Genomic DNA, 19,737 nt, shown 5'->3' with positions numbered 1-19,737 from the left:
TATGTTTCCGATTGATTTTTTTTGGAGGGCTGCACAACGTTGGCCCGATCGCATTGCCATTGACACACCGAGTGGCCCGATTCATTACGCCACCTTAGCTAAGCGTGTTAAAGCACTAGCAGCGGGGCTTACCGCATTAGATCCAACTTTACAGAGTCGAGTAGCTATTTGCGCGGGTAATAGCGATGATCACATTACTGCCCTGCTAGCTATTTTGGCTTGCGGCAAGGTATGGGTACCACTGAACCCTAAGAGCACCCACCCTGAGATTCAACGCATTGTTAATGTCACCGAGCCTTCTATTGTGATTTTGGATGCCGCCAATCAAGCATTACTGAAAGGCGCTGCGGGAGCATGGGTTTATACAGGCGCTGATTCTGATGCTTCTGCGCGCAGCATGAATGAATTAATTCAATTGCATGAGGATGCTCCGCAACCTTCTTTTGAATTACCTCTAGACGCAATTCAGGCGATCAAATTTACTGGCGGCACAACTGGGGCACCTAAAGGTGTGATGCAGCCCTACCGCGCTTGGATGGCAAACATCACTAATCAGATTCAGGTATGGGGATTTGATGAGCATGAGCGCTATGTTGTTGCTGCTCCGATTACCCATGGCACATCTACCTATATCGTTCCCATCTTGGCGCAAGGTGGTTGTCATGTGATTCTGGATGGTGCAGGCGCTGAAGTAGTGAGAACAGCCTTTCGTGAACGACGCGGTACTGTTTGCTTCATGCCGCCAACCCTTGTTTATATGTTGATGGCATTACCTAATGCATCTAGAGAGGATTATCCAAAATTACGAAGGCTGATTTATGGGGGTGCGCCAATGCCTCCAGAACAGGTTCGTAAGGTGCGTGATTTCTTTGGTCCAGTATTGGGCACTACCTATGGTCAAACTGAGGCACCACAAATTCTGACAGTAATGCGGCCTGAGGATTTTGAAGATCCCAACAACTGGGCGGCTGTTGGCAGGCCTACTTGGTTTAGTGATGTGGGCATCATGTCTCCCGAAGGAAAACTATTACCTACCGGTGAAATCGGTGAAGTAGTTGCCCGAGGTGATCTGCTGATGAATGGCTATTGGCGCATGCCTGAGAAAACAGCTGAAACCATTATCGATGGCTGGCTTCATACAGGTGATCGTGGCTTGATTGATGAACGTGGATTTTTATATCTCAAGGATCGCCTTAAGGACATCGTGATTACTGGCGGCTTCAACGTCTACCCAGTGGATGTTGAGAATGCTCTAAGTCAGCACCCCGCCGTTCATGAATGCCTCGTCTTTGGTCTCCCCGATGAAAAATGGGGTGAAACCGTTCAAGCTGCCGTCCAATTACACCCTGGACAAAAAGTGGATGAAGCTGAGCTTATTGCTTTTGTGCGTAATCTTCTTGGACCAGTGCAAACTCCAAAACACGTTCACTTCTATGAAAGCTTGCCTCGCTCTAATGTGGGTAAGTTACTGAAGAGCGCAGTGATTCAAAAACTTCAAGCGCCCGCTTAGCCAATATTTAATACTCATAGATTATGACTACCAAAAAAACTCCTGTTACCAGCCTGTGCACACATACTCTTACTAACTTGCATTATCGTGATGCAGATTTGGTAGAAGATTTAATGGGCAAGAAAACCTTTACCGAAGTGATGTTGATGCAGATTCTGGGTAGAGAGCCTCGTGGTGTTGATATTCGCATTACTGATGTGGTACTCATTGTGCTAATGGAGCATGGTCTAACGCCTAGTGCAATCGCTACACGCTTGATCTATATGAGCGCCCCAGAGAACCTTCAAGGTGCAGTCTCGGCTGGCTTGCTGGCTGTTGGCAGCTCATTTATCGGTACGATGGAAAATTGCTCTGCCTTGCTAGATCGAATTATTGCTTCTAAAGACCAATATGCTGAAGCCCTTTTGATTGCGCAACATTACAAGAGCATTAAAGGTGCCGTTCCAGGCTTTGGCCATCACTTACATAAGCCGCTAGATCCACGCGCTTACAAACTATTAGACATGGGCCGTGCTGAGAAAGAACTCAAAGGCGACCACATTCGTGCGCTAGAAACTTTATCCAAGGCGGTGGATGAGGTGGCTGGTCGCCCTATTACGATTAATGCGACTGGTGCCGTTGCCGCCCTGCTTGGTGAGATTGGCATACCTACTGCTGTGATGCGTGGCTTTGCCGTTATCTCTCGCTCTGCTGGCTTAGTGGCCCATATTGTTGAGGAACAACAAAGTCCATCCGGTCGCTTTATTTGGGACACCATTGAACATGCCATTCCGTTTGTGGATGGCGCCAACAAGATTGGCTAATGATGGGTTCTAGAGAATGCGTATTAGTTACAGGTGCTAGCCGTGGTATCGGTCGCGCCATATTGGAGCGTCTGATTGCGGATGGCATGCATGTCATTAATTTTGATAAAGAGTCTCCTGTAAAAATTACTGAGCATGAAACTTTTGTCAAAGTAGATATTTCAGATGAAAAAGTATTGCGTGATGTATTGGCTGAGGTAACCTCCAAATTTCCGATTACTCGCTTGGTCAATAACGCAGGTATCGTTCGCCCCGCTACGATTGAGAAAACCACTATTGCTGATTTTCAAGCGGTCTTGAATGTCAATGTCGCTGCTGCCATTATTTGCGTGCAAGCCGTACTCCCTGCCATGAAAGCCGCTCATTTTGGTCGCATTGTGAATATTGCTAGTCGTGCTGCTTTGGGTAAAGAAGAGCGTATTTCGTATGCGACTTCTAAGGCAGGATTACTGGGATTGACTCGCACTTTGGCTTTAGAGCTCGCAAATGATGGCATTACGGTTAATGCGATTGGACCAGGCCCGATAGCAACTGAGCTCTTTCAGAGTGCCAACCCTCCTGGCGTACCTGCTACGCAACGCATCTTAGATAGCGTGCCGCTTGGTCGCATTGGCCAACCAGAGGAAGTGGCTCATATTGCCGCTTCACTACTTGATCAACGTGCTGGTTATACAACCGGTCAGACTGTATATGTCTGTGGTGGCATGACAGTTGGCTTGAGTCAGTAAATGAGTTCAAAGCACCCTCCTGGTTTGCCAACAGATCTCACTGATCGAGTAATCTTCGTCTCTGGTGGCGGATCTGCAGGTCCTGGATGGAGTATTGGTAGAGCATCATGTGTTACCTATGCTCGCTTAGGTGCAAAGGTCTGTGTAGTCGATCGAGATCAAGCTTCCGCAGAAGAAACTACCAAGATTATTCTGGATGAAGGCGGTATAGCGCAGACTTTTGTTGGAGATGTTTCTGAAGAAGAGGATGTGAAAAGACTTTTTAGCGAAGCACGTAAACAATTTGGTCCTATTGATGTTCTGCACCACAACGTGGGCATTGGCAAAGTTGGCGGACCAATGGAAACCAGTGCTGAAGATTTTGATCGCATTCATAAAGTTAATGTGCGGAGCTTATTGCTAGCAGCTCAAGAAGTCTTACCTGAAATGGTGTCGCGCGGTACCGGCAATATCATTGCCATTTCCTCTGTGGCCGGTATGCGCTACTTAGGCTACCCACATTTAGCCTACAGCGTTACCAAGGCTGCTAATACCCAATTTATTAGGATGATTGCTCAACAATATGCGGATAAAGGAATTCGGGCCAATACGGTAGTGCCAGGCCTAATAGATACTCCACGTATTGCCCATACCGTAGCAAAGATGTTCTCTGAAAACGGTCTTGATGAAGCTCGTACCGCACGTGATAAGCAGGTACCTATGGGACGCTCTGGCACAGCCTGGGACGTAGCAAATGCTTGCGCCTTTCTGGTCTCAGATGCTGCTGCCTACATTACGGGCACGGAGCTGGTGGTTGATGGCGGCCTAACCGGGAAATATGTCTAAGCCCCAGAATTCGAGACCCGATCCCAAGGGATAGTATGATTTGATGATTCTCTAGGAGCTTTATATGCATCGCATCATCTATCGAGTAGTTTTATTGCTAGCAATCAGCGCTGGTCTAGTTGCCTGCAATATGAATGATAAAAAAATTAGTGGCTGGGAAGTTAATGATGTCTATCACTCGACCATCATCACACCTAATTCAGCAACTGGCGGGAAAACCTATCAGGGCCCTCCAATCAATACGATGGATGAAGCTAATACCTATGAAATGTTTAGCCTCAGAGCAGAGCAGCCTAAGCAAGGCGCAAAGACTTATGAGCTCAACGCACAATTAACTTATTTCTCACAATGGCGTTATTACGATTCTGCAATGCTAGAGAACACACCTGCTACAACATTTAAAGTGGTTGGTAGAGAAGCTGGTGCTTGTGGTGATAGAGGTTGCATCTTTAGAGAAGTGGTCTCTATTCAAATACCTGAGGCATTCCTCAAAGATAAGATGAAGAAGGGTTTCATCCTGACTGTTTCTTCCAAATCAGGAATGAAGACCGAACTCTTTGTGCCGCCACAATATATTCAAGGTTATATGCAGGCGGTCAACGGATTTAACTGATCGCATAATCACTGCAGTAGAGATCAATAAAGGGGCTTAGGGCCCCTTTATTTATACGCACTATAAATTAGATAAATTTCTATCTTTGATTAGCTTTCGGGAAATACCACCTGCCATTGCGAATTGGCAAGAAGCTTCCGTCGTCTACCCCAACCTCTTGAGCAATACGCTCGTTCATGACTTTGTTCATTGCCATGATCAAATCACCATTCTTTTTGGGGTCCATGGCTAGATTATTCATCTCATTCGGGTCGTTTTGTAGATCAAATAGCTCCAAATCGTTTTTAGCCAACATTTCTTCCATCGTTGTTGGTGTATTAAAAAACAGTGGCGAGAAATATCTTGAGAAACGATAGCGCCCATCGAACACGCTACGAATACCCACTCGATTAGCAAAGTTCGGTTCGTGCTGTTTCAAGATCTTAATGGCTTGTTTATTGTCATATTTTCCAGACATTAACCATGAGTAGGTGTTTTCTGCCCAGAACCAGCTTGTAAACATCAACATATTGAAGTTAAACAATGAAGCAGGTCTTGCCGAATCTACTTGAGCTTTTTCAGGCTCTTTAAATAACGGAGTTAAATCTTTACCCTTCAGACCCTCTGAAGCCTTTTGGATACTTTGAGGATCTTTACCCGTCATTGCCAATATCGTTGTTGCCAAGTCAATTTGTGAAGTAATTGCCTGACACTCTTTGCCGCCTGGATAGGCTGGATGAATAATCATCAAAGGTATATGGTTCTGCTCTTTGTAAGCTGTTGTGCCTTTGCCGCGCATTTGATGAGTACCGCCCAACTCTCCATGGTCAGCAGTAAAGATGACGATGGTGTTATCTTCCATGCCGCTATCTTTAAGACCTTGCATTACAGCAGCAACATTTTCATCGCTGTCACGCATGCAATTGAAGTAATAGTCTAGTAAGAGCCTCCAGCGACGATCTTCATTTGGCCATACCCCCATGAGTAAATCCCAAATTTCTTGATAGAGTTTGTGCGCTTTTGGTCTGCCAGGTGCATCGAGCGCTTGGTGACGACTTTCAGGGAGAGGATAGTTGTCCCAGGTAGCCTTATACAAATCAGTAGTTGGTGGCGGCAATATCGTCATGGCATGTTTAGCGCCCTGCACTGGCTTGCCAGGCAAATCAGAATTCACATAGGTCACATCATGTGGGTTAACAATATTGACTGCTAAATACCAAGGTTGTTTTTTAGCCCGGAGTTCCTGACCTTCATTACGTAACCAACCAATGGCAGATGAAAGGGTTAACTTATCAAACGTATAGCCGCCCTGCTGTTGATCAACGATATCGCCGACTCCTAAGAAGTCATCAAACCCATAGGATTTAATAATCTTCCGATAAGTATCCATTGGCGCGTCATATGCTTTTTTAACGACATCCATATTGGCGGATAAATGCCACTTGCCTTGATAGGCAGCGTGATAGCCTAATTCAGATAAGCGATGGCCAATGGTTTTGACATTGTGAGATAGATCAGGCTGCCATAAGAAATTGAGATTATCAAAAATACCTGAATGCTGAATGTGCAAGCCCGTGTATATCACTGAGCGTGCAGATGAGCACTGCATCGAAGCTGCTTGGTGATTGGTGAACGTGATGGCTTTCTTCTTAATGGCTTCACGTGCAGGAACGGGTATAGGCCACTTGGGAAAGAAATGCTCTTGATCAACCAATACAAAAAGAATGTTGTAACCCGCTGGCGGGCTATTAGGCGCAATGGGTTGCGGCTTATCTGGATAGGACTGAGCATGGGCGGTTTGCATTCCAACAGGTAACAAAGTTGCTCCGACTGCTGCTGCTCCTGTTGTGAGGAGATTACGGCGTGATGGATTCTGAGGCTTATTGTTATCTACGCCTGGGTTATTGTTATCTGAATCAGCAACCATTACTGCCTCCCAAGTTTTGGAATACATTGATATCTATATTGAATCAAACCGGTTGCCGCCAAGGCAATTACAAGAACAATAACACCGGCTGGGTTGGATTGAATTCCGTTCAGCACCAGAAAGATAAATAGCGCTAGGTTAATGACCAGTCCAAACCAGAGAACTATGGCATTGGCACCTGTTTGGCCACAAATACGAATGTGACCATAGGTGATCACACCAAATAAGAGTAAAAAAGCCATGCTGGCCATTTTTCCGACGATCTCTAGCGGAAAGCCCAATACCAAGACAATCACGATAGCAGCCGAAACTAGCAGGCGTCTCATCTGTCCCCGTCCGAGCGCTCTTGTTAGCCAGGCAGCATTAGCATGTTCCGTGACCACCACCCCAAGGATCTTGGTGGCTGTAAAAATTGTGGCATTGACTGCAGCAGCACAGGAAAGTAAAGCAATTAATCCGATACCAATAAAACCCGCTTTACCCATTAAGAGATTTGCTGCGGCACCTATCACATTGCTTGGATTAGATTTAATAATGTCAACCGGCGTTACTTGAATCGTAACAAAGCTCACCAATACATAAAGAGCGATTACGAATAAGACTGCTATATACATTGCCTTTGGAATTGTTTTCTTAGGTTCAGCCATCGAATCCGCTGCACTACTCACCACTGCAAAACCTTGGTAATTAATATACAGCATGCCAGTAGCGATAGCGATACCCTCAATAGGGCCCACACCAAAATCAAGTGTCGCTGCATCTAGATGAGATATGCCCACAGCGCTATAGGCAAGCAATGAAATCAATACCAACCCAATCGCAACAAGACCTGCAAGCCCCACAATACTTGCGCCTAGAAGGTTTACTAAAGCAAATATAAATACTAATGCCCCACCAATCAACTTGAGTTCAAAGCTGGTAAACATGTTTCCTGTCAGCACCACAATGAATTCGGTAAAGCCCGATGCATAGAGCGAAGTGGATATTAAAAATCCCAGATAGAGAAAGATGTTCATCCACCCGGCAATGAAGCCATTTCCATAAGTTGAGACTATATAACCAGCAGGACCACCAGCCACCGGAAATGTGGCGCTTAATTTGGCACAGGAGTACACGGTAAAAAATACTGCAATACCTGCAAGTAAAAAAGCAATTGGGATATGAGATTTAGCAGTGAGGTTGGCATACCCCAAGACAGTAAATAAACCAGAGCCCATCATGCCGCTAAGACTCATTGCAATAGCTGAATATAGGCCTACATTTTTAGAGCTCTGGGTTTGGCTTTGTGGCGATGTAGTCATGAGCACCTAGATTATTTGAACCCTATTGGGCAATTTCGTTAGCTCATGATAGCGGCAACCACAGGAAACGTTCCATTGAATTTCTGAGCTATGGATGACCCAAATTGGGGAATTTGAAGCCACACCACTTTGGGCATTTAAGCTAGTATTTGGAACACCCCAACGACATTGATAGAAAGCAATGCCATGAAACGACCAATTACTTTAATTGCCTCTGCTGTTCTTTTATACCCAATGTGGGCTGGGGCTGCGACTACTACCCCCGCCGTTATAGGGCCATTTAATTGGGGCTTTACTAACTACAGCACTTCTGCTGGAAATATGTCCGCTTTAACCATGCCTAAGGCTGGAGGAGGAACTCAGGCTGTCAATACAGTTCAAACTATTGAGGCAAATATTACTGAGCCCATGAACACCACGGGAATATTTGCCATTACAGGGTTTGCGAATACATGGTATTCCAATCCTAATGGACAGGGTCCCATACTTCCATTTACAGGAAGTATGGTATCAATTCTTAGTAACAATTTGTATTCTGGTGGAGCTAACGCTGCTAATACATATGGGTACATCGTTACCTTTTACATAGGAACAACTGTCATTGTTTGTAATGTATCTAGTGAAGGTCTAAGTGGACCCTGTACCAACTCTAACGGGCAGACATTTAATATTTATAACCAAAATTAGAATCCTACCTAATATGAAAAAACTAATTACTTTAATTTTCTCTGCAGTTCTTTTATGCCCAATGTTGGCCGGGGCTGCGACTACCACTCCATCTGTGGCCGGTCCAATTCTATGGAGCCTTGGTGGCGTAGGAAGCTCTTTTGCTGGCTTTATAAATTCAACTCAAATACCTTATGCTGGAGGTGCTACTTCAGTAAATGCTGTTGAGTACATGATAGTAAATATTACTGACCCAAAAAATAGCGAGGGCTTCTTTTCTATTGCTGGCACTGCACTTGTTTACTATATCAATCCAAATAATCTCACCCAACTGGGTCCGTTTACAGGCAGCATTCCTGTGACAGGGACCATGATTCCAACCATTAGTATTAATAATCAAACTCAATATTCAAATGGGGGTACACCAACTGGATATGTGGCCACTTTTTATATAGGAACAGGAAGTTTTACCTGCAACTTATCTGTTAGCACCTTGAATGGGACTTGTATTGGCAATAACGGACAGTCGCTTTCTATTTCATATAGCGTGTACTAATGAATACTCACTCACTTAAACTTTTCTTGGCTTGTTCCACCATCCTCTTAGCTTCTTGCGGAGGCGGTAGTGGCTCATCCTCAACCACTTCAAGCGCAGCGACAGTCACACCATCACAGCGGTTAGAAGCTACGATTCAAAGTCTATGTAAAACTGATTGCAACGCTACTGTGCCCGCTGATAATCCTAGTAGTCGATTAGAGGCAACGATTAAAACCTTAAGCCCAAACGCTAGTACCGCTGTTTCTGTTGACAATCCGTCATCAAGATTAGAGGCAACTATCTCAGCATTGCAGGCTAAGTAAGCTGGTTTTTTAGGTATATAGGATGGTAGAGGAATAAATAAAGGGGCTCAGAGCCCCTTTATCGTTAAGTACTTGGCGGAGACGAGAGGATTCGAACCTCCGATCAGAGTTTTAGCCCCGATGCTCCCTTAGCAGGGGAGTGCCTTCGACCAGCTCGGCCACGTCTCCGTACTTCTTACTATTACAACGCCCCACAGTTTAACGGATAACCGCTCCTGAGGGGTTTATTACGCTTTTTAGTTACTTCTGGTCCAGCTCAAATGCCTTGTGCAAGGCGCGTACAGCCAATTCCATGTATTTCTCATCAATGACCACAGAGATCTTGATTTCGCTAGTAGAGATCATCAAGATGTTGATGCCCTCTTCCGACAAAGTGCGGAACATCTTGCTGGCGATACCAACATGGGAACGCATACCAACACCAACAACTGAAACCTTAGAGACTTTTGGATCGCCAGAGATTTCTTTTGCCTCAATATGCGCTTGCACAGTGTTCTTGAGCAAGTCCAATGCTTTTTGATAATCAGCACGTGGCACTGTAAATGTGAAGTCTGTCTTACCTTCTACAGATTGGTTCTGAATGATGATGTCCACATCAATATTGGCATCCGCAATCGGGCCAAGAATTTGATACGCAATACCTGGACGATCAGGAACTCCAAGAACGGTAATCTTCGCTTCATCACGCGCAAAGGCGATGCCGGAAATAACTGCGGCTTCCATAGTGCTGTCCTCTTCAAATGTAATCAAGGTGCCCGACTTCATCTCAATGTCTAAAGGCATCAATGGGTCTGTCAATGAAGACAGAACCCGGGTTTTAACTTTGTACTTACCAGCAAATTCCACTGAACGGATCTGCAATACCTTTGAACCTAAGCTTGCCATTTCTAGCATCTCTTCAAAGGTAATCTTATCTAAGCGACGTGCATCTTCACAAACACGGGGGTCAGTTGTGTACACACCATCAACGTCTGTGTAGATTAAGCACTCATCGGCTTTCAGGGCTGCTGCCATCGCTACTGCTGATGTATCAGAACCACCGCGACCTAGCGTGGTGATATTGCCGTTAGGATCAACACCCTGGAAACCAGTAACAACAACTGCACGACCAGCATTCAGGTCTTTGAGAATCTTTTCGCTATCAATGCTCTTAATGCGCGCTTTGGTAAATGCAGAATCCGTGTGGACTGTTACTTGCCAACCAGCGTAACTCACTGCATCGATACCCTCACGGATTAACGCCAGCGCTAAGAGACCGGAGCTAACTTGCTCACCAGTAGATGCAATTTGATCTAACTCGCGTGGGTTTGCATCCGGATTAATTTCTTTTGCAAGGCCGAGCAAGCGATTAGTTTCGCCAGACATGGCCGAGGGCACGACCACCACTTGGTGACCTGCACGCATCCATTTGGCAACGCGCTTGGCAACATTGGCAATGCGCTCTGTTGAGCCCATTGAGGTGCCGCCGTACTTATGAACGATAAGAGCCATAAAAACCGTCTATTTAACTATCTGTAACAAGGAAATGAATCCTTGGAGGTCTAAAAAGGGCTTATTTTACAGGGTTTTGTAGGGCTTAAGCCCAACTCGTTGACTTTGCACTAGGGCCGGTTTAGCATGGTGTTACTTTAGTGTTACCTCAATGTTTCCTTTGGAGCTTCCATGAGCCCTATAAGTACGACCTCCCTCAAACTCACTGATGAAATCAAACTCCAAGCAGCCAATGCGGCCAAAGATCTTGGCATTACTACTCACGCCTTTATGGTTGAAGCAATTAAGCAAGCAAGCATCAATGCGGAATTGCGGAGATCTTTTATTGAAGACGCTAACAATGCTCGCAAGGAGGTTTTACAAGAAGGTAAAGTGCATGATGCAGATAAAGTCTTTAAACATTTAAAAGCACGCATTGCCGTTAAGAAGTCAACCTTGAAAGCAGCGAATTGGTAAGAATTGTTTTCTCCCCAAGAGCCCTATTAGATCTCGAGAGACTTACTGACTTTTTAGTTGAAAGTGACAAAAATGCTGCTCTAGCTACTTTAGAAATTATTGAGAGCGCAATTCAGATATTGTCTGAACACCCTTACATCGGTCGCACCTGCGATGCCCACATCAGAGAATTAATTATCTCCCGCGGAAAGTCTGGTTACGTAGCGCTATACAGCTTTGATGAAACTAAAAATGCCGTGCTCATTTGCACCATACGTCATCAAAAAGAATCTGGGATTACGCCTTAGTCCAAATTGGCAGGAAACGTTTGCCATCTGAAGTCAGATGTGGGTAACTCAGCCCAATACCAGCCACCGCGATCAATTCATCGTTGATATAGAGCAAGGGGGCCTGACGCTCCCAGGGTGGGATATCAGCCTCCTGGTAGAGGTTTTTAAGGGTTTTACGGGGCGTCTTAGGCTTAACCTGGATCTTCTCCGAGCCTAGGCGCTCTCTAAGGGTGATTTGATTATTCTCTTGGGCAGCTTTTACCCAATCTGCAGGCAGACCTAATTGCTTGGAATTCGCTGGAAGTAATTTGAGAACCCAACCCCCTTCTTCTGGATTGGATACTTGCAGTGCCCCACGCCATAGGTAGATTTTTTTCTCATCATGCAACCACTCTAATTTGGCATCTGCTTTGACTTTAGCAAGATCACGCCACCAAGCTTGTAGGCGCTCCTGAGATGGCATCGCCAACTGCTGCGTTTGCAACCAATGGCGCAAGACATTGTTTGCTGCCGGTAAATCATCTTTAGCAAGAGCTAGTAATGGGCTTACTTTCAATTGATCTTTATTGAGAATGCTTCTGCCATCTTGTGTTGCTAGTCGGTTAAGTAGTGTTTGTGCTTCGCTAAGAAGCTCTGCACTGCGCGCCATATTAGCCAAGGCTTCTGGTTGAATCTTTTCTAGTACTGGAATAATTCTTTTACGAACGGCATTACGGCGATATTTTGTATCTTGATTGCTGGGATCTTCAATCCATTGGAGCTTATGTTCTTTTGCGTAAGCCTCAAGCTCTTGTCTACTTTGATTTAAAAGTGGTCGCCATAGGGTGAGACTTTGATTGCTTGAAACTCCCCTACTGGTTGGCATACCAGACAAGCCAGCTACGCCTGAGCCCCGCAGGAGCTGCAGGAGAACGGTTTCCGCTTGATCGTTTTGGTGATGGGCCAAGAGTAAATCTTCGATGCAATATTCTTCACAGAGATCGGCGAGCGCTTCGTAACGCCCTGCTCTTGCTCTAGCCTCGATATTGCCTTGCTCGTGTGGATTGTCTAGATGCAAGAGTCGAAAATCAAAATGGATCTTGTATTTTTTTGCTAGCTTCTCACAAAAGATTAACCACTCATCTGCTGATTTTTGCAAGCCATGATGAATATGAAAAGCGTAAATCTCGTTCTTGGTTTGGTTTTTGTTTTGTGTTGCTTCTTTAGCTTGCGCCTTGCAAACCGTGTCGAGCAACACAACCGAATCGAGGCCGCCACTTAAGGCAACCGCAATTCGTTTTCCCGGCTTAGGACTTTGCTGTAATTTCCTTGAACTTGCCATAGCTCATCAAACGCTCATGACGACGTTCAAGTAATGCATCTACCTTCATGCCATCAAAAGTTTTTAAGGATTCAGCAAGTGCTTTGCGCATATTGCTCATCATATTGTCGTAATCACGATGTGCGCCACCAATAGGCTCAGCAACGATCTTATCGATTAAACCCAAAGCCTTTAAGCGCTGAGCTGTGAGGCCCAGCTGCTCAGCCGCCTCAGGAGCCTTATCGGCGGTCTTCCAGAGGATAGAGGCGCAGCCTTCAGGAGAGATTACTGAGTAAATGGAGTTCTGCAACATTAAGACCACATCGCCCATAGCAATTGCTAACGCACCACCGGAACCACCTTCACCAATAATGGTGGCGATGATTGGAACTTCAAGCTCTGCTTGCACAAACAAATTGCGACCAATCGCTTCAGACTGATTGCGCTCTTCTGCATCAATACCAGGGAATGCGCCTGGGGTATCCACAAAAGTAAATACCGGAATGCCAAACTTTTCTGCAAGACGCATAAGGCGCATTGCTTTGCGATAACCTTCTGGCCGACTCATGCCGAAGTTTCTGAGGGCACGCTCTTTAGTATCGCGGCCCTTCTGATGACCAATCACCATGCAAGGCTGATTTTCAAAACGGGCTAATCCAGCAATGATTGATTGATCATCTGCAAAAGTGCGATCACCATGCAGTTCATGGAAGTCGGTAAATAAGGCGTCAACATAATCTAAGGTGTAAGGACGCTGTGGATGACGCGCTACTTGAGAGACCTGCCAAGGAGTCAAATTGGCATAAACATCTTTTGTTAACTGCTGACTTTTTTCGGCAAGCGTTTTGATCTCATCGGAGATATCTACCGATGACTCGTCTTGTACAAAACGCAGCTCTTCAATCTTTGACTCTAATTCGGCGATTTGCTGCTCAAAATCCAGGAAAGTCGTTTTCATAGTCTGATTTTAATGTTCAACTGGGGCGGGGTCGAGACTTCTCCACATATACCAGGTAGCTACCGTTCGCCATGGGGCCCAATTGGCAGCCACCTCCCTCGCCTCATGGCGGCTAACAGGCTCACCGCTGAAGTAATTGAGGGAAATAGCTTTAATTAGACCAACATCGTCTAGGGGGAGGATATTAGGGCGAACCATATTAAAAATGAGGAACATTTCAGCAGTCCAGCGGCCAATTCCCCGAATAGAGCTTAATTCTTTGATCACGCTCTCATCATCCATATCTTTCCACTGATTGGCATGCAGGCGCCCAGAATCAAAGTGATCTGCCAAATCACGGATGTACTCCGCCTTGCGCCCAGATAATCCAGCGGCGCGCAATTCTTCTACGGAGAGCGCTAGGATATTTTTAGGGGTGACTTTCTTTTTGCTGGCAGCAACCACTCTATTCCAAACGGATTGGGCTGCTGCCACTGAAATCTGTTGCCCCACAATTGATCTTGCCAAGGTATTAAATGAATCGCCGCGTGTCACTAAAAATCCGGATCCAATTTTAGGAATCAGTTTTTTCAGAATACGATCGTGCTTCATCAATTCTATGCAAGCCTGCTCCCAATAGTCTGGAGCAATTTCTTGCAAGATTGATTCTGTTTTTTCTTCTTTTATTTCTTTTACAACAGTCATTAAGCCCTACGCCATTCTGTTAAGCCGCCGGGTTTATCTTCCAGAACAATTCCCTGCTCTAGTAATGCCTTACGAATTAAGTCTGCTTGGGCAAAATCTTTTGCCTGTTTAGCGGCTACACGTGCAGCGATACGCTCTTCAATTTGTGCAGGACTTAAGCCATCCTGATCTTTAGAGCCTGCTTGTAAAAATGCGGTTGGATCACGTTGCAAGAAATTCAGGGAAGCGCCGAGAGCCTTCATTGTATTGGCGAGTAATTGCTTTTCATCACCTTGCGCGCGGTTGACTTCGCTGGCCAGGTCAAACAAGACTGCAATCGCTTCAGGTGTATTGAAATCATCATTCATGGCATCCGCAAAACGCTTAGCCCATGGATTATGTGGATCTAGATTAATTGATTGGGCTTTTGGGGCTTGAGCCAATGCGGTATATAGACGACCAAGGCCTGAGCGCGCCTCTTCTAGTTGTGCATCGCTGTAATTAATCGGGCTACGGTAATGTGCCTTCAGCATGAAGAAACGCAATACTTCTGGATCAAAGCTTTTTAAGACATCTCGTATTAAAAAGAAGTTGCCCAATGACTTGGACATTTTCTCTTCATTCACCCGAATGTGGCCGTTATGCATCCAGTAGTTAACAAAGGGAACATCATCTTCTTTGCGATCTTTGCCATACAAAGCGCCTTCGCTTTGCGCAATTTCATTTTCGTGGTGCGGGAATTGCAAATCGGCACCGCCACCATGAATATCAAAATGCTCGCCCAGTAAGTCACAAGACATTGCTGAGCACTCAATATGCCAGCCTGGACGGCCTTCGCCCCAGGGCGATTTCCAGCGAGTATCAGCCGGCTCTTCTGCTTTAGCACTTTTCCATAAAACAAAATCCAGTGGGTCACGTTTGCCATCACCCACTGCCACCCGCTCACCAGCATGTAATTCATCAAGCGACTTACCAGATAGCTGACCATAACGTGGCAATAAACGCACCGCAAAATTCACATCACCATCATTAGCTTGATAAGCCAATTCGTTTTCAATAAGCCTGCCAATCATGCCCTGCATTTGGGCGATGTAATCGGTAGCGCGCGGCTCTTGATCGGGATGCATTAAACCCAACTCATCCGAGTCGGCATGCATCGCATCGATAAAGCGATTGGTTAATACAGAAATAGGTTCGCCATTCTCAATGGCACGATTGATGATTTTGTCATCAATATCGGTGATATTGCGCACATAAAGCACTTCATAACCACTAGCCCTAAGCCAACGAACCACCATATCAAAGACGATCATGACCCTGGCATGGCCAATATGACAAAAGTCATAAACCGTCATGCCGCAGACGTACATCTTGACCTTGCCCGGCACTATGGGCTTAAAGACCTGTTTAGAACGGCTAAGGGTGTTATAGATTTGCAGCATAGGGCTATAAAGGTGGGGCAAGTAGCGCCAATTTGTTAGACTGAGCGCTGAGTATATCGAATGAGCCCGTTTCACACCCCTTCCTCTATGCCCCACAACGCCCCAGCGCCACACCTTGCCCTGAATAAGGTCTTAGTCCCAGCTTTTGCCACTTTGGTATCACTGGTACTGATGACAGGCTGCAGCACGCCTGCCCAGCAACGTGCCGATGCTGAAATTCAGGCATTAAATGCCCAGGAAATGAAGTCAGGCCAAATGGCTCCACAACCCTATTTAGGCGGTTACAGCCCAACGGATCCCCCTAGGTTATCGGCGGATATGGGCTATGACCCATTAAACCCAGAGTTATCAGAGACCGTTGGCGTCCCATTTTTATCCTTCTTGATTATTGAGCCGGATCCCATCACCAAAAATGCGGTGCCATCCGATGTAGAAAAACTGATCAAGGCACGAAAATACCAAGATGCGGTTACCCAAATCAATGTAGATCTTAAGAAGACACCACGCAATGTGCAATTGCGTTTTGTAAAAGCCCGCTTACAAATTGAGATGCGGCAATTCGATCAAGCCAAAAAAACGTTGATTGAAATTACTCAGCAGTTCCCTGAATTACCAGAACCCTATAACAATCTTGCCGCGATAGCTGCCAACCAAGGTCAATGGATTGAAGCGCGAGATTATTTAGAGCTTGCATTAAAGCTGCGTCCTAGCTATGCCATTGCCTCAGCTAATTTGGGTGAGATCTATATTCGCCTTGGCGCTCAAGCGTATGAAGACGCTGCGAAAAATGCAACGCTGAATCAGCGTCAATACTCCAACCGCGCTAAAGCACTCTTAGATGTGCTCAAGCCCCCTGCAAAGCGCCCCGTTAATCGCGCCCTCAATTCTGCAGATTCTCTGCCTAGCAATACTCCATCCACTAACCCTCTAGAAAGTAGACCTAATAATGGCGAAAGTACTCTTAAAAACCAATAAGGGTGAGATCACCCTCACTCTTGACGCAGCTAAGGCACCGAAAAGTGTTGCTAACTTTTTGCAGTATGTAAAAAGCGGTCATTACGATGGCACGATTTTCCACCGCGTCATTGATAACTTTATGGTGCAAGGCGGCGGCATGACTGCCGGCATGAAGCAAAAGCCAACAGGTGCAGAAATTGAAAACGAAGCCAATAATGGCCTTAAGAATGATCGCTACACTGTAGCCATGGCGCGTACCAGCGACCCTCATTCTGCAACCGCTCAATTCTTCATCAATGTGAATGACAACGATTTCTTAAACCACACTGCTCCGAATGCCCAAGGCTGGGGTTATGCGGTATTCGGAAAAGTTACTGGCGGCATGGATGTTGTTGACACCATTCGCAAAGTCAAAACTGGTAGCTCCGGCTTTCACCAAGATGTTCCTGCTGAAGATGTTGTGATTGAGAAGGCTACTGTTCTCGAGGAATGATTCCGCAACACGCGAGCGCGCTGCTCATATCAGACTTACACCTCACGCCGTCAATGCCCTTGACGGCGCAACGCTTTTTTGACTTCTGTGAAAAAGACGCCCCTAAAGTTGAGGCTGTATTTATTCTAGGTGACTTATTTGAGTATTGGGTTGGTGACGATGCATCCGCATCCTCACCTTTTCAACAAGAAGTTCAGCGTGCCATCGCCAATCTTTCTGCCAAAGTAAAAACGTATTACATCCATGGCAATCGAGATTTTTTAATCGGCAAAAGTTTTATTAAAAAGACTGGCATGACGCTCTTGCCAGACCCTAGCGTAGTCGAATTAGCTTCACACAAATGGGTCTTAGCCCATGGTGATGCTTTATGTACCGCAGACTTTGGCTATCAGGTATTTCGTAGTTGGGTTAGAAAACCTTGGGTGCAAAAACTCTTTTTAACCTTGCCCGTCAATTGGCGCAGAGGTGTTGCCCAACATCTACGTAGCAATAGCCATAGCCAATATCAAACACAGCAACGCTCGGCTGCAAGTCAACTCAAAATGGATGTCACGCGAGAAGCTTGTGCAACTGTGATGAAAGATCAATCTGGAGACAGATTGATTCATGGGCATACTCACTTGCCAGCCCATCATGAAGAATCTTTGGATACCCAGGCTTGGCAGCGCTGGGTTTTATCTGACTGGGATCTCGATCACCCTGAGAGCCTTCACCCTCGGGCAAGCGCCCTACTGATCGATAGTGCTGGAGCGCGCTATCTCGACCTCATTAAGCACTAAGCACTACTGACTTCTCGAGTCGAGAAATGTCTATTAAGAAACTGAGTACTTAGAGAGCGACTGCACCATCTGCGCAAAGATGCGTGGATTAGCAGCCATGACTTCACCGCTTTTCAGAAAGCCTTCTTCGCCGCGATAGTTACCAATCAGTCCGCCCGCTTCAGTGATCAGCAAAGCACCAGCAGCCATGTCCCATGGTTTGAGATCGCTCTCAAAAAATCCATCGTAACGACCAGCTGCTACATAAGCCAAATCCAATGATGCAGCACCTGGGCGACGCAAGCCCGCGCATTGACGTGACATTTCGGCAAAGATCTTTAAATACTTTTCTAAGTCCTGGTCTTCACGATATGGAAAGCCAGTACCGAGTAAAGAATTTGCCAAGCGATCTTGAGTGGCTACACGTAAACGCCGACGATCCAAATATGCGCCCGCACCACGGGTAGCGGTGAATAACTCATCACGTGTTGGGTCATAAACTACGGCTTGTTGAGTCACGCCATTGACTGCGAGCGCAATCGAAACCGCATACTGCGGAAAGCCGTGAATGAAATTAGTTGTGCCATCGAGTGGATCAATGATCCATACGTTTTCTGCATCGGCATTGTGCTCGCCTGTTTCTTCAGCTAAAAATCCATGAGTTGGATAGGCTTCGCTAAGCGTTTCAATGATGGCCGCTTCTGCGGCTTTGTCCACCTCGGTGACGAAATCGTTGTGTTGCTTACGGTCAACTTGCAAGCGCTCCAAATTCAAAGAAGCACGATTAATGACTGTTCCAGCGCGACGGGCGGCCTTGACGGCCACATTTAACATGGGATGCATAGTATTGATGGACAAATTAAATAAGAACAAGCTCCTTGTAATGCCTGCAAAAAGGAAAATTGCGTGACAATACGAAGCTAACAGACTGATTCTAAACGATTAGCATCTATTACCCCCTATAAACACCCCCATTGGCATTGATGAATATCGACAAATCTGAACTACTGCGCTGGGTTTTAGTCGAAACCAGTCACCCAGGAAATGTGGGTTCTGCTGCTCGCGCCCTTAAAACGATGGGCTTTAGCGACCTGCGCCTTATTAATCCTAAGATCAAGGGTGTAGCAACAAATCCCGATGCAATCGCTCTAGCCAGCGGTGCGGCAGATATCCTTGAGTGCTCCTCAGAAACCAGCTCCCTATCTTCCGCCGTAGAGGGTTGCTCACTAGTTTTAGGCTTAACCAGCCGTGATCGAGAATTTGGCCCGCCAGCCTTAGACTGGGAGACCGCTCGGACCTTAATAGCCGATACGACATCAGTAGGAGGACAGGTTGCCCTGCTCTTTGGTCCAGAAAGAACTGGCTTGGATAACGATCATTTGGCCTTATGCACCCATAGGGTCTGGTTAGATGCCAATCCTGACTACCCGTCTCTTAACTTGGCCCAGGCAATTATGGTCTGCGCCTACACCCTTAGGGAAACACTCTCCCGGCATTTGGGAGGGCGAAATACCTTATCTAGCCGGGAAGAAATGGCTGATTTTGCCGATCCTGCGGCCGTTGCAGCGATGGTGGAACATTGGCGCGAAGGTCTGGAGGCCATTGGGTATTTAGATCCAGCCAACCCCAAGAAACTAATGCCCCGTATTCAAGCGCTGTTTGCTCGTAGCCGCCTTCATAAAGAAGAGATTGATCTGCTGCGCGGTATTGCAAAACAGATGCTCCTGAGAAAATAAG

22 protein-coding genes and 1 tRNA gene are annotated in these 19,737 nt (G+C 46.1%); 14 read left to right on the top strand and 9 right to left on the bottom strand.

All coding sequences use genetic code 11. The annotated features are described in order from the left end of the window. Nucleotide 1: 1 nt before the first annotated feature. From ICN44_RS05850 to ICN44_RS05830, 5 genes are all read left to right on the top strand, one after another. A complete protein-coding gene (locus ICN44_RS05850) occupies nucleotides 2–1,510 on the top strand; it encodes a class I adenylate-forming enzyme family protein (protein WP_216263098.1) in 1,509 nt (502 codons plus the stop codon). Nucleotides 1,511–1,533: 23 nt separating this feature from the next. Beyond that, nucleotides 1,534–2,313 (top strand): citryl-CoA lyase, encoded by a 780-nt coding sequence (locus tag ICN44_RS05845; protein WP_216263097.1) that lies wholly within the window; start codon nucleotides 1,534–1,536, stop codon nucleotides 2,311–2,313. A gap of 2 nt (nucleotides 2,314–2,315) precedes the next feature. After that, nucleotides 2,316–3,041, top strand: coding sequence for an SDR family oxidoreductase (locus tag ICN44_RS05840; RefSeq protein WP_370624880.1), 726 nt, complete (start codon nucleotides 2,316–2,318; stop codon nucleotides 3,039–3,041). Continuing rightward, a complete protein-coding gene (locus ICN44_RS05835) occupies nucleotides 3,042–3,866 on the top strand; it encodes an SDR family NAD(P)-dependent oxidoreductase (protein ID WP_216263095.1) in 825 nt (274 codons plus the stop codon). A 64-nt stretch (nucleotides 3,867–3,930) separates the two neighbouring features. Next, nucleotides 3,931–4,479, top strand: a complete 549-nt coding sequence (locus ICN44_RS05830; RefSeq protein WP_216263094.1) for a hypothetical protein — start codon at nucleotides 3,931–3,933, stop codon at nucleotides 4,477–4,479. A 79-nt stretch (nucleotides 4,480–4,558) separates the two neighbouring features. Here ICN44_RS05830 and ICN44_RS05825 read toward each other — a convergent pair whose 3' ends face one another. Continuing rightward, on the bottom strand, nucleotides 4,559–6,412 hold the full coding sequence (locus tag ICN44_RS05825; RefSeq protein ID WP_216263093.1) for a sulfatase-like hydrolase/transferase: 1,854 nt from the start codon (nucleotides 6,410–6,412) through the stop codon (nucleotides 4,559–4,561). After that, complete coding sequence (locus ICN44_RS05820) at nucleotides 6,385–7,686, bottom strand: APC family permease (RefSeq protein WP_216263092.1); 1,302 nt, start codon at nucleotides 7,684–7,686, stop codon at nucleotides 6,385–6,387. The genes ICN44_RS05825 and ICN44_RS05820 overlap by 28 nt, the downstream gene beginning before the upstream one ends. A gap of 186 nt (nucleotides 7,687–7,872) precedes the next feature. Between ICN44_RS05820 and ICN44_RS05815 the strand changes: the two genes are divergently transcribed. The 3 genes from ICN44_RS05815 to ICN44_RS05805 are packed head-to-tail and all read left to right on the top strand — an operon-like array spanning nucleotide 7,873 to nucleotide 9,213. Next, nucleotides 7,873–8,373 carry a hypothetical protein gene (locus ICN44_RS05815; RefSeq protein ID WP_216263091.1) on the top strand — a complete coding sequence of 167 codons (501 nt, stop codon included), beginning with the start codon at nucleotides 7,873–7,875 and terminating at the stop codon, nucleotides 8,371–8,373. Between the two features lie 13 nt (nucleotides 8,374–8,386). After that, nucleotides 8,387–8,908: a hypothetical protein gene (locus ICN44_RS05810; protein WP_216263090.1), complete on the top strand. Its 522-nt coding sequence runs from the start codon at nucleotides 8,387–8,389 to the stop codon at nucleotides 8,906–8,908. Next, on the top strand, nucleotides 8,908–9,213 hold the full coding sequence (locus ICN44_RS05805; protein ID WP_216263089.1) for a hypothetical protein: 306 nt from the start codon (nucleotides 8,908–8,910) through the stop codon (nucleotides 9,211–9,213). Before ICN44_RS05810 ends, ICN44_RS05805 begins: the two co-directional genes overlap by 1 nt. Before the next feature lie 73 nt (nucleotides 9,214–9,286). Here the strand turns inward: ICN44_RS05805 and ICN44_RS05800 are convergent. Beyond that, nucleotides 9,287–9,381: transfer RNA gene (locus ICN44_RS05800), tRNA-Ser, on the bottom strand. 72 nt (nucleotides 9,382–9,453) lie between these two features. Beyond that, nucleotides 9,454–10,704, bottom strand: a complete 1,251-nt coding sequence (locus ICN44_RS05795) for an aspartate kinase (protein ID WP_216263088.1) — start codon at nucleotides 10,702–10,704, stop codon at nucleotides 9,454–9,456. 171 nt (nucleotides 10,705–10,875) lie between these two features. On the opposite strand from ICN44_RS05795, the gene ICN44_RS05790 reads away from it, so the two are divergent. Together ICN44_RS05790 and ICN44_RS05785 are read left to right on the top strand one after the other, a co-directional pair. Beyond that, nucleotides 10,876–11,160 carry a hypothetical protein gene (locus ICN44_RS05790; protein WP_216263087.1) on the top strand — a complete coding sequence of 95 codons (285 nt, stop codon included), beginning with the start codon at nucleotides 10,876–10,878 and terminating at the stop codon, nucleotides 11,158–11,160. Then, nucleotides 11,154–11,447, top strand: coding sequence for a type II toxin-antitoxin system RelE/ParE family toxin (locus ICN44_RS05785; protein ID WP_216263086.1), 294 nt, complete (start codon nucleotides 11,154–11,156; stop codon nucleotides 11,445–11,447). The genes ICN44_RS05790 and ICN44_RS05785 overlap by 7 nt, the downstream gene beginning before the upstream one ends. On the opposite strand, the gene tilS is transcribed toward ICN44_RS05785, so the two are convergent. The 4 genes from tilS to cysS are packed head-to-tail and all read right to left on the bottom strand — an operon-like array spanning nucleotide 11,437 to nucleotide 15,792. Beyond that, nucleotides 11,437–12,750 (bottom strand): tRNA lysidine(34) synthetase TilS, encoded by a 1,314-nt coding sequence (tilS, locus tag ICN44_RS05780; RefSeq protein ID WP_216263085.1) that lies wholly within the window; start codon nucleotides 12,748–12,750, stop codon nucleotides 11,437–11,439. The two genes, ICN44_RS05785 and tilS, sit on opposite strands and share 11 nt — an antisense overlap. Next, nucleotides 12,716–13,687: an acetyl-CoA carboxylase carboxyltransferase subunit alpha gene (locus ICN44_RS05775; protein ID WP_216263084.1), complete on the bottom strand. Its 972-nt coding sequence runs from the start codon at nucleotides 13,685–13,687 to the stop codon at nucleotides 12,716–12,718. The genes tilS and ICN44_RS05775 overlap by 35 nt, the downstream gene beginning before the upstream one ends. Before the next feature lie 9 nt (nucleotides 13,688–13,696). Then, nucleotides 13,697–14,371, bottom strand: coding sequence for a DNA-3-methyladenine glycosylase (locus tag ICN44_RS05770; protein ID WP_216263083.1), 675 nt, complete (start codon nucleotides 14,369–14,371; stop codon nucleotides 13,697–13,699). Further along, a complete protein-coding gene (gene cysS, locus ICN44_RS05765) occupies nucleotides 14,371–15,792 on the bottom strand; it encodes a cysteine--tRNA ligase (RefSeq protein WP_216263082.1) in 1,422 nt (473 codons plus the stop codon). Before cysS ends, ICN44_RS05770 begins: the two co-directional genes overlap by 1 nt. 60 nt (nucleotides 15,793–15,852) lie before the next feature. On the opposite strand from cysS, the gene ICN44_RS05760 reads away from it, so the two are divergent. The 3 genes from ICN44_RS05760 to ICN44_RS05750 are packed head-to-tail and all read left to right on the top strand — an operon-like array spanning nucleotide 15,853 to nucleotide 18,021. Next, a complete protein-coding gene (locus ICN44_RS05760) occupies nucleotides 15,853–16,767 on the top strand; it encodes a M48 family metallopeptidase (protein WP_216263081.1) in 915 nt (304 codons plus the stop codon). Then, nucleotides 16,739–17,242 carry a peptidylprolyl isomerase gene (locus ICN44_RS05755; protein WP_215360092.1) on the top strand — a complete coding sequence of 168 codons (504 nt, stop codon included), beginning with the start codon at nucleotides 16,739–16,741 and terminating at the stop codon, nucleotides 17,240–17,242. The genes ICN44_RS05760 and ICN44_RS05755 overlap by 29 nt, the downstream gene beginning before the upstream one ends. After that, a complete protein-coding gene (locus ICN44_RS05750) occupies nucleotides 17,239–18,021 on the top strand; it encodes a UDP-2,3-diacylglucosamine diphosphatase (RefSeq protein ID WP_215360090.1) in 783 nt (260 codons plus the stop codon). The genes ICN44_RS05755 and ICN44_RS05750 overlap by 4 nt, the downstream gene beginning before the upstream one ends. Before the next feature lie 33 nt (nucleotides 18,022–18,054). Here ICN44_RS05750 and ICN44_RS05745 read toward each other — a convergent pair whose 3' ends face one another. Next, nucleotides 18,055–18,843, bottom strand: coding sequence for an inositol monophosphatase family protein (locus ICN44_RS05745; RefSeq protein WP_072582299.1), 789 nt, complete (start codon nucleotides 18,841–18,843; stop codon nucleotides 18,055–18,057). Nucleotides 18,844–18,983: 140 nt separating this feature from the next. On the opposite strand from ICN44_RS05745, the gene ICN44_RS05740 reads away from it, so the two are divergent. Continuing rightward, nucleotides 18,984–19,736 carry an RNA methyltransferase gene (locus ICN44_RS05740; RefSeq protein ID WP_216263080.1) on the top strand — a complete coding sequence of 251 codons (753 nt, stop codon included), beginning with the start codon at nucleotides 18,984–18,986 and terminating at the stop codon, nucleotides 19,734–19,736. Nucleotide 19,737 lies beyond the last annotated feature (1 nt).

It is taken from the genome of Polynucleobacter sp. JS-Fieb-80-E5 (assembly GCF_018882015.1).
GTDB lineage: Bacteria > Pseudomonadota > Gammaproteobacteria > Burkholderiales > Burkholderiaceae > Polynucleobacter.
Note: the sequence above shows the minus strand (reverse complement) of the source record. Positions and strands in the feature narration are given on the sequence as shown.